This is a genomic window from Streptomyces sp. Root431 (assembly GCF_001426585.1).
Lineage (GTDB): Bacteria > Actinomycetota > Actinomycetes > Streptomycetales > Streptomycetaceae > Streptomyces > Streptomyces stackebrandtii.
The window spans coordinates 1-13,926 of sequence record NZ_LMEI01000007.1 but is presented as its reverse complement, the minus strand read 5'-3'; the positions used below and the strand labels follow the sequence as shown (position 1 = coordinate 13,926).

Here is a 13,926-nt window from a genome sequence, read left to right as displayed (position 1 = left end):
CTGGCAACCCCACGGAACCGTCCTCATCACCGGCGGCACCGGAGCCCTCGGCACCCACGCAGCCCGATGGATGGCAGAACACGGCGCCGAACACCTCCTCCTCGTCAGCCGCAGCGGCGACCAAGCCCCCGGAGCCACCCAACTCNCTCGGCACCCACGCAGCCCGATGGATGGCAGAACACGGCGCCGAACACCTCCTCCTCGTCAGCCGCAGCGGCGACCAAGCCCCCGGAGCCACCCAACTCACCGAAGAACTCACCACGCTCGGCGCACGCGTCACCATCGCCGCCTGCGACGTCGCCGACCCCGACGCCATGCGAACGCTCCTCGACACCATCCCCGCCGACACCCCCCTCACCGCCGTCCTCCACACCGCCGGCGCGCTCGACGACGGCATCGTGGACACGCTGACCGCGGAGCAGATCCAGCGGGCCCACCGCGCCAAGGCCGTCGGTGCCACGGTGCTCGACGAGCTGACGCGGGACCTCGATCTCGACGCCTTCGTGCTCTTCTCCTCGGTGTCGAGCACCCTGGGCATCCCCGGCCAGGGCAACTACGCCCCGCACAACGCCTATCTCGACGCCCTCGCCGCCCGGCGCCGGGCGCGCGGGCAGACCGCCGTCGCGGTGGCCTGGGGTCCCTGGGACGGTGGCGGCATGGCCTCCGGCGACGGGGTGGCCGAGCGGCTGCGCAGCCACGGCGTGCCCGGCATGGACCCGGAACTCGCCCTGGCCGCGCTGGAGTCCGTACTCGGCCGGGACGAGACCGCGATCACCGTCGCGCACATCGACTGGGACCGCTTCTACCTCGCGTACTCCTCCGGCCGCGCGCAGCCCCTCGTCGAGGAGCTGCCCGAGGTGCGGCGCATCATCGAGGCGCGGGAGAGCGCCGCGGCCGGGCAGGGCGCGAGCCCCTCGGCGGGCGGCAACCCCCTGGCCGAGCGGCTGGCCGCCGCGGCTCCCGGCGAGCGTACGGAGATCCTTCTCGGTCTCGTACGGACGCAGGCCGCCGCCGTGCTCCGGATGCGTTCGCCGGAGGACGTCGACAGCGACCGGGCCTTCAAGGACATCGGCTTCGACTCGCTGGCGGGCGTCGAGCTCCGCAACCGGCTGACCCGGGCGACCGGGCTGAAGCTGCCCGCGACCCTCGTCTTCGACTACCCGACGCCGCTGGCGCTCGTGTCGCTGCTCCGTACCGAGTTCCTCGGCGATGAGGAGACCCCCGGGGCCGCGGGGGCCGTGGAATCGCGGCAGCAGTTCGTCCCGGGCTCCGCCGACGGCGACGCTGACACCGACACCGACACCGACACCGACACCGATCCCATCGCGATCGTCGCGATGAGCTGCCGCTTCCCCGGGGGCGTCCGCAGCCCGGAGGACCTGTGGCGGATGCTGTCCGAGGGCGGCGAGGGCATCACGCCGTTCCCGACCGACCGCGGCTGGGACCTGGAGGGTCTGTACGACGCGGACCCCGACGCGCTCGGCAGGGCGTACGTCCGCGAGGGCGGGTTCCTGCACGACGCGGCCGAGTTCGACGCGGAGTTCTTCGGCGTCTCGCCGCGCGAGGCGCTCGCCATGGACCCGCAGCAGCGGATGCTCCTCGCGACGTCCTGGGAGGCCTTCGAGCGGGCCGGTATCGAGCCGGGCTCGCTGCGCGGCAGCAGCACCGGTGTCTTCATCGGCCTCTCCTACCAGGACTACGCGGCCCGCGTCCCGAACGCCCCGCGCGGCGTGGAGGGTTACCTGCTGACCGGCAACACGGCCAGCGTCGCGTCCGGCCGCATCGCGTACACCTTCGGCCTCGAAGGGCCCGCGACGACCGTCGACACCGCCTGCTCGTCCTCGCTGACCGCCCTGCACCTCGCGGTGCGGGCGCTGCGCGGCGGCGAGTGCACGATGGCGCTCGCCGGCGGGGTGGCGATGATGGCGACGCCGCACATGTTCGTGGAGTTCAGCCGTCAGCGGGCGCTCGCCCCGGACGGGCGGAGCAAGGCCTTCTCGGCCGACGCCGACGGGTTCGGCGCGGCGGAGGGTGTCGGGCTGCTGCTCGTGGAGCGGCTCTCGGACGCACGGCGCAACGGGCACCCGGTGCTCGCCGTGGTCCGCGGCACCGCCGTCAACCAGGACGGCGCGAGCAACGGTCTTACGGCTCCGAACGGGCCGTCGCAGCAGCGGGTGATCCGGCAGGCACTGGCCGACGCGCGGCTGGCGCCCGGCGACATCGACGCCGTCGAGACGCACGGCACGGGAACCGCGCTCGGCGACCCCATCGAGGCCCAGGGCCTGCAGGCCACGTACGGGAAGGAGCGGCCCGCGGAGCGGCCGCTCGCCATCGGCTCCGTGAAGTCCAACATCGGGCACACGCAGGCCGCGGCCGGTGCGGCGGGCATCATGAAGATGGTCCTCGCGATGCGCCACGGCACCCTGCCGAAGACCCTGCACGCCGATGAGCCGAGCCCGCACGTGGACTGGGCGAACAGCGGTCTGGCCCTCGTCACCGAGGCGATCGACTGGCCGTCCGGGACCGGCCCGCGCCGGGCCGCCGTCTCGTCGTTCGGCATCAGCGGGACGAACGCGCACGTGGTCCTCGAGCAGGCGCCGGAGCTCGTCGAGGCGGCTCCCGAGGCGTCCGCCGGTCCGGTGGAGTGCCGCCCCGGGCACCTGCCCTGGGTGCTGTCCGCCAAGGACGAGCAGTCGCTGCGCGGCCAGGCCGCCGCCCTGCACGCCTGGCTGAGCGAGAGCGCCGCCGAGTCTCCCGTGGACCTGCGGGACGTCGCGTACGCCCTCGCCACGAGCCGTACCGCCTTCCCCCAGCGGGCCGCCGTGACCGCCGCCGACCGGGACGGGTTCCTGGACGGCCTGGCCACCCTGGCCCGGGGCGGCACCTCGGCCCACGCCCACCGGGACACCGCCCGGAACGGCTCCACCGCCTTCCTCTTCACCGGCCAGGGCAGCCAGCGTCCGGGCGCCGGACGTGAGCTGTACGAGCGGTACCCCGTCTTCACCCGGGCGCTCGACGAGATCTGCGCCCACCTCGATGCTCACCTCGAACTGCCGCTGCTCGACGTGATGTTCGCGGCGGAGGGCAGTGCGGAGGCCGCGCTGCTCGACGAGACGCGGTACACGCAGTGCGCGCTGTTCGCCCTGGAGGTCGCGCTCTTCCGGCTCGTGGAGAGCTGGGGGATACGGCCGGCCGCGCTGCTCGGCCACTCGGTCGGCGAGATCGCCGCCGCGCACGTCGCCGGGGTGTTCTCGCTCGCCGACGCCGCGCTGCTCGTCGCCGCCCGCGGCCGGCTCATGCAGGAGCTGCCCGCCGGTGGCGCGATGCTCGCCGTCCAGGCCGCCGAGGACGAGATCCGCGCGTGGCTGGAGTCGGAGGAGCGGTACGCGGGACGCCTCGACGTCGCCGCCGTCAACGGCCCCGAGGCCGCCGTGCTCTCCGGCGACGCCGACGCGGCGCGGGAGGCGGAGGCCCACTGGTCCGGTCTCGGCCGCAGGACCCGCACGCTGCGGGTCAGCCACGCCTTCCACTCCGCGCACATGGACGGCATGCTCGACGCCTTCCGCGCCGTCCTGGAGACGGTGGAGTTCCGGCGCCCCTCCCTCACCGTGGTCTCGAACGTCACCGGCCTGGCCGCCGGTCCGGACGAGTTGTGCGACCCCGAGTACTGGGTGCGGCACGTCCGCGGCACCGTCCGCTTCCTCGACGGGGTCCGCGTCCTGCGCGGCCTCGGCGTGCGGACCTGCCTGGAGCTGGGCCCGGACGGGGTCCTCACGGCCATGGCGGCCGACGGCCTCGCCGAGCCCGAGACCAAGGCCAAGGCCAAGACCGAGACCGAGACCGAGGGCGAGACCTCCGGCGCGGGCTCCGACGCCTCCGCCGCCGCTCCCCGGCCGCTGCTCGTGGCGCTGCTGCGCCGCAAGCGGTCGGAGGCCGAGACCGTCGCGGACGCCCTCGGCAGGGCCCACGCGCACGGCACCGGACCCGACTGGGACGCCTGGTTCGCCGGATCCGGGGCGCGCCGCGTGGACCTGCCCACGTACTCCTTCCGACGCGACCGGTACTGGCTGGACGCCCCGGCGGACGACACCGCGGCGGACACCGCGGGCCTCGGCCTGGGCGCCGCCGACCACCCGCTGCTCGGCGCCGTGGTCAGCCTCCCGGACCGGGACGGCCTGCTGCTCACCGGCCGCCTCTCGCTGCGTACCCACCCGTGGCTCGCGGACCACGCGGTCCTGGGGAGCGTCCTGCTGCCCGGCACCGCGATGGTCGAACTCGCCGCCCACGCCGCGGAGTCCGCCGGTCTGCGGGACGTGCGGGAACTGACCCTGCGCGAGCCGCTGGTGCTGCCCGAGCGGGACGGCGTCGAGCTGCGGGTGACGGTCGGCGAACCGGCCGGGGACGGCGCACGGCCCGTCTCCCTCCACTCCCGGCTCGCCGACGCGCCCGCCGGCACCCCGTGGTCCTGCCATGCGACCGGCGTGCTGGCCACCGGGGCCGACGAACCCACCGGGTCCGACGAACCCACCGGGAGCACCGGGGCGGTCTGGCCGCCGCAGGGCGCCGAAGAGGTTCCGCTCGACGGCCTCTACGAGCGGCTCCACGGGAACGGCCTCGACTTCGGCCCGCTGTTCCGGGGGCTGAGCGCGGTGTGGCGGTACGAGGGCGAGGTCCTCGCCGAGATCGCCCTGCCCACGGACGCGCCCGCGAGCGCGGCGGCGGACGGCTACGGCATCCACCCCGCTCTGCTCGACGCGTCCCTGCACGCCATCGCCGTCGGCGGCCTCGTCGACGAGCCCGAGCGCGTCCGCGTCCCGTTCCACTGGAGCGGTGTCACCGTGCACGCGGCGGGTGCCGCGGCCGCGCGGGTCCGCCTCGCAGCCGCGGGGAAGGACGCCGTCTCGCTGTCCCTGACGGACGGCGAGGGACGGCCGCTGGTCTCCGTGGAGCGCCTCACGCTGCGCCCGGTCAGTGCCGACCAGGCGGCGGCCGGCCGTGTCGGCGGGCTGATGCACCGGGTGGCCTGGCGTCCGTACGCCCTGGCCTCCGCGGGCACCGGACAGGACGAGCACACCTCGGCCTACGGGCCGACGGCCGTCCTGGGCAAGGACGAGCTGAAGGTCGCCGCCGCCCTGGAGTCCGCGGGCGTCGAGGTCGGGGTCTACCCCGACCTGGCCGCGCTGGCGCAGGACGTGGCGGCGGGCGCCCCGGCACCCCGTACCGTCCTGGCCCCGCTGCCCGCGGGTCCCGCCGACGGCGGCGCCGAGACCGTACGGAGCACGGTGGTCCGCACCCTGGAGCTGCTCCAGGCGTGGCTCGCCGACGGGCACCTCGCGGGCACCCGGCTGGTGCTCGTCACCCGCGGCGCGGTCCGGGACCCCGAGGGGCCCGGCGCCGACGACGGCGGCGAGGACCTGTCGCACGCGGCGGCCTGGGGTCTCGTACGGACCGCGCAGACCGAGAACCCGGGCCGGTTCGGCCTGCTCGACCTGGCCGACGACGCCCCGTCGTACCGGGCGCTTCCGGCGGTGCTCTCCGAGGCCGCCCTCCGCGACGAGCCGCAGCTCGCCCTGCACGACGGCACCGTCCGGCTGGCCCGCCTGGCCGCCGTCCGCCCCGAGACCGGCGCCGACGCGTCGGCGCTCGACCCGGAGGGGACGGTCCTGGTGACCGGCGGCACCGGCGGTCTGGGCGGAGTGGTCGCCCGGCACGTGGTGAGCGAGTGGGGCGTGCGGCGCCTGCTGCTCGTGAGCCGTCGCGGTACGGACGCGCCGGGCGCGGCGGAGCTGGTGACCGAGCTGGAGGGTCTGGGTGCGGTGGTGTCGGTGGCCGCGTGTGACGTGGCCGACCGGGAGTCGATGACCGCGCTGCTGGCCGGGGTTCCGGCCGAGCACCCGCTGACCGCCGTCGTCCACACGGCGGGCGTCCTGTCGGACGGAACGGTTCCGTCGACGACGGCCGCGGACGTGGAGCACGTCCTGCGCCCCAAGGTCGACGCGGCGTTCCTCCTCGACGAGCTGACCTCGGCGTCCGAGACCGACCTGGCCGCGTTCGTCATGTTCTCCAGCGCCGCCGCCGCTTTCGGCGGAGCGGGCCAGGGAGCGTACGCGGCGGCCAACGCCACCCTCGACGCCCTCGCCTGGCGCCGCCAGGCATCCGGGCTCGCCGCCCTCTCCCTGGGCTGGGGCCTCTGGGCCGAGAAGAGCGGCATGACCGGCGGCCTCGGCACGTCGGACCTGCGCCGCATGAGCCGCGCGGGCATCGGCGGGATCAGCGACGCCGAGGGCACCGCGCTCCTCGACGCCGCCCTCCGCGACGGCCGCTACCCGGTCCTGCTGCCCCTGCGGCTCGACACCGCCGGACTGCGGGACGCGGCCGGGAACGACCCGGCCGGAATCCCCGCGCTCTTCCGGGACGTCGTCGGCGCCAGGACCGTCCGGCCCCGGCCGGCCGCGTCCTCCGCCACGGCGACGCAGGGAGCGCCGGGCACGGCGGCCGACGCGAAGGAACCGGCGGCTGCCACGCTCGCCGAACGGGCCGCAGCCGTGGACGGGTCCGCACGGCAGCGCCTGCTCCTGGAGTTCGTCGTCGGCGAGGTCACGGAGGTGCTCGGCCACGCCCGCGGCCACCGGATCGACGCCGAGCGGGGCTTCCTCGACCTGGGCTTCGACTCCCTCACCGCGGTCGAACTCCGCAACCGGCTCAACTCCGCCGGCGGCCTCGCCCTCCCGGCCACCCTGGTCTTCGACCACCCGAGCCCGGCCGCCCTCGCCACCCACCTGGACGCCGAGCTGCCGCGCGGCGCCGCAGGTAACGGGAGCGGGGACGGGAACGGGTCCACGGCCTCCAGGAGCATCGCCGACACGGACGCGCTCCTCGCTCAACTCACCCGCCTGGAAGGCGCCTTGGTCCTGACGGGCCTCTCCGGGGGCCCCGGCGGCGAAGAGGTCCTGGAGCACCTGCGGTCCCTGCGCTCGATGGTCACGGGCGAAGAGGGAACCGCGCCCGGGACCGGGGCTCCGGAGGAGTCCGGGTCCTCGTACGGCGCCAAGGCCGAGGACCGGGCCGGGGGCGGAAACGGAGACGGCGCGGACGTGCCGGACTTCATGAACGCCTCGGCCGAGGAGCTCTTCGGCCTCCTCGACCTCGACCAGGACCCCAGCACGGACTGATCCCTGCCGCACGGTCGCCTCCCGCCCGGACCCCCGTCCCGGGCACCACGACTCGAATCACGTCATGCGCGCCTCGGGCGCCTCCAGGAACTCAAGGGGACAGCGTGTCCACGGTGAACGAAGAGAAGTACCTCGACTACCTGCGTCGTGCCACGGCGGACCTCCACGAGGCCCGCGGCCGCCTCCGCGAGCTGGAGGCGAAGGCGGGCGAGCCGGTGGCGATCGTGGGCATGGCCTGCCGCCTGCCGGGCGGTGTCGCCTCGCCGGAGGACCTGTGGCAGCTGGTCGCGGGCGGCCGGGACGCGATCTCCGAGTTCCCGCAGGACCGCGGCTGGGACGTCGAGGGGCTGTACGACCCGGACCCGGAGGCGATGGGCAAGAGCTACGCCCGCGAGGCCGGATTCCTGTACGAGGCGGGCGAGTTCGACGCCGACTTCTTCGGCATCTCGCCGCGCGAGGCCCTCGCCATGGACCCGCAGCAGCGGCTCCTCCTGGAGGCGTCCTGGGAGGCGTTCGAGCACGCGGGGATCCCGGCGGCCACCGCGCGCGGCACGTCGGTCGGTGTCTTCACCGGCGTGATGTACCACGACTACGCCACCCGTCTCACCGACGTCCCGGAGGGCATCGAGGGGTACCTGGGCACCGGCAACTCCGGCAGCGTCGCCTCGGGCCGGGTCGCGTACACGCTCGGTCTGGAGGGCCCTGCCGTCACGGTCGACACGGCGTGCTCGTCGTCGCTCGTCGCCCTGCACCTCGCGGTGCAGGCCCTCCGCAAGGGCGAGTGCGACATGGCCCTCGCCGGCGGTGTCACGGTCATGTCGACGCCCAGCACCTTCGTGGAGTTCAGCCGCCAGCGCGGCCTGGCCCCGGACGGCCGGTCGAAGTCCTTCTCGTCGACGGCGGACGGCACCAGCTGGTCCGAGGGCGTCGGCGTGCTCCTCGTCGAGCGCCTGTCGGACGCGCGGCGCAAGGGCCACCGGGTCCTCGCCGTGGTCAAGGGAACCGCCGTCAACCAGGACGGTGCGAGCAGCGGCCTCACGGCCCCGAACGGCCCGTCGCAGCAGCGCGTGATCCGGCGCGCCCTGGCCGACGCCCGGCTCACGGCGGCCGACGTGGACGTCGTCGAGGCGCACGGCACGGGTACGCGCCTCGGCGACCCGATCGAGGCGCAGGCGCTCATCGCCACCTACGGGCAGGAGCGCAACGGCGAACAGCCGCTGCGGCTCGGCTCGTTGAAGTCCAACATCGGACACACGCAGGCCGCCGCGGGCGTCTCCGGCGTCATCAAGATGGTCCAGGCGATGCGCAACGGCGTGTTGCCGAAGACCCTCCACGTCGAGAAGCCGACGGACCAGGTCGACTGGTCGGCGGGCGCGGTCGAGCTCCTCACGGAGGCCATGGACTGGCCGGACAAGGGCGACGGCGGACTGCGCCGGGCCGCGGTCTCGTCGTTCGGCGTGAGCGGTACGAACGCGCACGTCGTCCTGGAGGAAGCCCCCGCTGTCGAGGCGACCCCCGCCGTCGAGTCCCCGGCCGGTGTCGTGCCGTGGCTCGTGTCGGCGAAGACCCCGGCCGCGCTCGACGGCCAGATCGGTCGGCTCGCGTCGTACGCGGGCGGTCGTACGGATGTCGACGCGGGTGCGGTCGCACGCGTACTGGCCGGTGGACGTGCCGCGTTCGAGCACCGCGCGGTCGCCGTCGGCGCCGACCAGGACGCCCTGGTACAGGCCCTGGCAGCTCCGGAAGGGCTGATACGCGGCGCGGCGACGGACCTCGGTCGCGTGGCGTTCGTGTTCCCCGGCCAGGGCACGCAGTGGGCCGGGATGGGCGCCGAACTCCTCGACTCATCACAGGAGTTCGGCGCCGCGATGGCCGAGTGCGAGACCGCGTTCGCCCCGTACGTCGACTGGTCCCTTGAGGCCGTCGTCCGGCAGATGCCGGGCGCGCCCTCTCTGGAGCGCGTCGACGTCGTCCAGCCCGTCACCTTCGCGGTGATGGTGTCGCTGGCCCGCGTGTGGCAGCACCACGGTGTGACGCCGCAGGCCGTCATCGGGCACTCGCAGGGCGAGATCGCCGCCGCCTACGTCGCCGGGGCGCTGACCCTGGACGACGCCGCCTGCGTCGTGACCCTGCGCAGCAGGTCGATCGCCGCGCACCTCGCCGGCAAGGGCGGAATGCTCTCCCTCGCCCTGAGCGAGGAAGCCACTCAGCAGCGGATCGAGAACCTCGACGGGCTTTCGGTGGCGGCGGTCAACGGGCCGACCGCGACCGTGGTCTCGGGCGACCCCGCCCAGATCCAGGAACTCGCCGACGCCTGTGAGACCGACAGGATCCGCGCGCGGATCATCCCCGTCGACTACGCCTCCCACAGCGCCCACGTCGAGACCATCGAGAACGAACTCGCCGAGGTCCTCGCCGGACTCGCTCCCCGGACTCCGGAAGTGCCGTTCTTCTCCACCCTCGAAGGCGCGTGGATCACCGGCCCCGTCCTCGACGGCGCCTACTGGTACCGCAACCTCCGCCACCGCGTCGGCTTCGCCCCCGCCGTCGAGACCCTCGCCACCGACGAGGGGTTCACGCACTTCGTCGAGGTCAGCGCCCACCCCGTCCTCACCATGGCCCTGCCCGAGACCGTCACCGGCCTCGGCACCCTCCGCCGCGACAACGGCGGCCAGGACCGGCTCGTCACCTCCCTCGCCGAGGCCTGGGCCAACGGTCTCCCCGTCGACTGGGAGCCCTTCCTCCCCGCCGCCACGTCCCACCCCGACCTCCCCACGTACGCCTTCCAGCGCCGCCACTACTGGCTCCACGACTCCCCCGCCGTCCAGGGCTCCGTGCAGGACTCCTGGCGCTACCGCCTCGACTGGAAGCGCCTCTCCGCCGGCGAGCAGGCCTCCGGGGCCGGGCTGTCCGGCCGGTGGCTGGTCGTCACCCCCGAGGAGCGCTCCTCCGAGGCGGCCCCGGTGCTCGCCGCGCTGGCCGGTGCGGGCGCCGAGCCCGTACAGCTGGACGTGTCCGCGCTGGGCGACCGGCAGCGGTTCGCGGAGCTGCTGGAGGAGGTCCGGGCGGCCGGTGCGGCCGTCGAGGGCGTCGTCTCGCTGCTGGCGTGGGACGAGCGTGCCCACCCCGGCCACCCCGCGCCCTTCACCCGGGGCACCGGCGCCACCCTCACCCTGGTGCAGGCACTGGAGGACGCCGGCGTCGGCGCCCCGCTGTGGTGCGTCACCCGGGGCGCGGTGTCCGTCGGCCGGGCCGACCACGTCACCTCCCCCGCCCAGGCCATGGTCTGGGGCATGGGCCGGGTCGCCGCGCTGGAGCACCCGGACCGGTGGGGCGGCCTGATCGACCTGCCCTCGGACATCGGCCTGGCCTCGGACACCGGCCGCGCGAAGGACGCCGGCCTCGCCTCGGACACCGGCCTCGCGAAGGACGCCGGCCTCGCCTCGGACACCGGCCTCGCCGAGGACGCCGGCCTCGCCTCGGACACCGGCCTCGCCGAGGACGCCGGCCTGCTCACGGACGCCGACCGGGCGGCCCTTGACCGTATGGTCACGGTCCTCGCCGGCGGTACGGGCGAGGACCAGGTCGCCGTACGCGCCTCCGGGCTGCTCGCCCGTCGTCTGGTCCGCGCCCCCCTCGCCGCCCGCGGCACGGCCGCGCCGTGGTGGCAGGCCGACGGGACGGTGCTCGTCACCGGCGCCGACGAGCCGGCCGCCGCCGAGGCCGCGCGCCGGCTGGCCCGTGACGGCGCCGGACATCTCCTCCTCACCGTCCCTTCCGGCACCACGGGCACCGGCGTGGAAGCGGACCTCGCCGAGCTCGTCGCCGAACTCGCGGACCTGGGCGCCGCGGCCACCGTCGTGGCCTGCGACCTCACGGACGCGGACGCGACCGCCCGCCTGCTCGCGGACGTCCCCGCCGAGCACCCGCTCAGCGCCGTCCTGCACCTCCCGCCGACGGTCGGCTCCGACCCGCTCGCCGCGACCGACCCGGACGCCCTCGCCCGCGTCGTGACCGCGAAGGCCGCCGGTGCGCTACACCTGGACGCCCTGCTGCGGAAGGCCGGAGAGGCCGCGAAGGCCGGCGAGACCGGAGAGGCCGCCTCGGCCGGACACCGTCCGCCCGTCCTCGTCCTCTTCTCCTCCGTCGCCGCGATCTGGGGCGGCGCCGGGCAGGGCGCGTACGCCGCCGGTACCGCCTTCCTCGACGCCCTCGCCGGCCGGCGCCGGGCCGAAGGCGGCCCCACCGTGACCTCCGTGGCCTGGAGCCCCTGGGAGGGCGCCGCCGTCACCGAGGGAGCGACGGGCGAGCGGCTGCGCCGCCTCGGCCTGCGCCCCCTCTCCCCCGCGACGGCGCTCACCGCCCTCGACACCGCGCTCGGCCACGGGGACACCGCCGTCACGATCGCCGACGTCGACTGGGCGAGCTTCGCCCCCGGTTTCGCCACGGCCCGGCCGAGCACCCTCCTCGCCGACCTGCCCGAGGCGCGCCGCGCGCTCGACGAGCAGCAGACGACGACCACCTCGGACGACACCCTCCTGGGCCGGGAGCTCGGCGGCCTGTCCGGAGCCGAACAGCAGCGTCGTATCCAGGAGTTGGTGCGCGAGCACCTGGCCGTCGTCCTCAACCACCCCTCCCCGGAGGCCGTCGACACCAGCCGGGCCTTCCGTGACCTCGGCTTCGACTCGCTGACGGCGGTCGAACTCCGCAACCGCCTCAAGAACGCCACCGGCCTGGCCCTCCCGGCCACCCTGGTCTTCGACTACCCGACCCCCCGGACGCTCGCCGACTTCCTCCTCGCGGAGATCCTGGGCGAGCAGGCCGGTGCCGCCGAGTCGCTCCCGGCGGACAACGGCGTCACCGACGAGCCGGTGGCGATCGTCGGCATGGCGTGCCGCCTGCCCGGCGGCGTCGCCTCGCCCGAGGACCTGTGGCGGCTCGTCGCAGGCGGCGGGGACGCAATCTCCGGCTTCCCCGAGGACCGCGGCTGGGACGTCGAGGGGCTGTACGACCCCGACCCGGACGCCTCCGGACGGACGTACTGCCGCGCCGGCGGTTTCCTGGACCACGCGGGTGAGTTCGACGCCGACTTCTTCGGGATCTCGCCCCGCGAGGCCCTCGCCATGGACCCGCAGCAGCGCCTCCTCCTCGAAACCTCCTGGGAGGCCGTCGAGGACGCCGGGATCGACCCGACATCCCTGCAAGGGCAGCAGGTCGGCGTCTTCGCGGGCACCAACGGCCCCCACTACGAGCCTCTCCTCCGCAACACCACCGAGGACCTGGAGGGCTATGTCGGTACGGGCAACGCGGCCAGCATCATGTCGGGCCGCGTCTCGTACTCGCTCGGCCTGGAGGGCCCGGCGGTCACCGTCGACACGGCGTGCTCGTCGTCGCTCGTCGCCCTGCACCTGGCCGTGCAGGCCCTGCGCAAGGGCGAGTGCGGGCTGGCGCTCGCGGGCGGCGTGACGGTCATGTCGACGCCCACGACCTTCGTGGAGTTCAGCCGGCAGCGCGGTCTCGCGGAGGACGGCCGGTCGAAGGCGTTCGCCGCGTCGGCGGACGGGTTCGGCCCGTCGGAGGGCGTCGGCATGCTCCTCGTCGAGCGCCTGTCGGACGCGCGACGCAACGGACACCGGGTCCTGGCGGTCGTCCGCGGCAGCGCGGTCAACCAGGACGGCGCGAGCAACGGCCTGACGGCCCCGAACGGCCCGTCCCAGCAGCGCGTCATCCGGCGCGCCCTGGCCGACGCCCGCCTGACCCCGAACGACGTGGACGTCGTCGAGGCCCACGGCACGGGTACGCGCCTCGGCGACCCCATCGAGGCGCAGGCCCTCATCGCCACCTACGGCCAGGGCCGGGACGCCGAACAGCCTCTGTGGCTCGGCTCGTTGAAGTCCAACATCGGACACACGCAGGCCGCCGCCGGCGTCTCCGGCATCATCAAGATGGTCCAGGCGATGCGCAACGGCGTCCTGCCGAAGACCCTGCACGTGGACCGGCCGTCGGACCAGATCGACTGGTCGGCGGGCACGGTGGAGCTGCTCACCGAGGCCATGGAGTGGCCGGAGAAGACCGACGGCGGACTGCGCCGCGCGGCCGTCTCCTCCTTCGGCATCAGCGGCACGAACGCGCACGTGGTGCTCGAGGAAGCCCCGGTCACCGAGGCGGCTCCGGCCGTCGAGCCTTCGGCCGGCGGTGTCGTGCCGTGGGTGGTGTCGGCGAAGACCCCGGGCGCGCTGGACGCGCAGCTCGGGCGGCTCGCCGCGTTCGCGGACGCTCGTGCGGACGTCGACCCCGGCGCGGTCGCCCGCGTACTCGCCGGTGGACGTGCCCGGTTCGACCACCGGGCCGTCGCGATCGGGACCGGACAGGACGACCTGGCTACGGCGCTGGCCGCTCCCGAGGGCCTGGTCCGGGGTGTCGCCTCCGGCGTCGGTCGGGTGGCGTTCGTGTTCCCCGGCCAGGGCACGCAGTGGGCCGGGATGGGCGCCGAACTCCTCGACGTATCGGAGGAGTTCGCGGAGGCGATGGCCGAGTGCGAGAAGGCGCTCGCCCCGTACGTGGACTGGTCGCTCGAAGCCGTCGTCCGCCAGACGGAGGGCGCGCCTTCACTGGAGCGCGTCGATGTCGTCCAGCCCGTCACCTTCGCCGTCATGGTGTCGCTGGCTCGGGTCTGGCAGCACTACGGCGTGACGCCGCAGGCCGTCATCGGGCACTCGCAGGGCGAGATCGCCGCCGCATACGTCGCCGGGGC

The 13,926-nt window shown here is 75.0% G+C and carries 2 protein-coding genes; both read left to right on the top strand.

The genetic code is table 11. From position 1 onward, the window contains the following. Positions 1 to 146: 146 nt before the first annotated feature. Positions 147 to 7,172: type I polyketide synthase (locus ASC82_RS07345; RefSeq protein ID WP_277914780.1), on the top strand; the 7,026-nt coding region annotated here is incomplete at its 5' end. 113 nt (positions 7,173 to 7,285) lie between these two features. Further along, on the top strand, positions 7,286 to 13,926 hold a 6,641-nt coding region (locus tag ASC82_RS07340), incomplete at its 3' end, for a type I polyketide synthase (protein ID WP_079039193.1).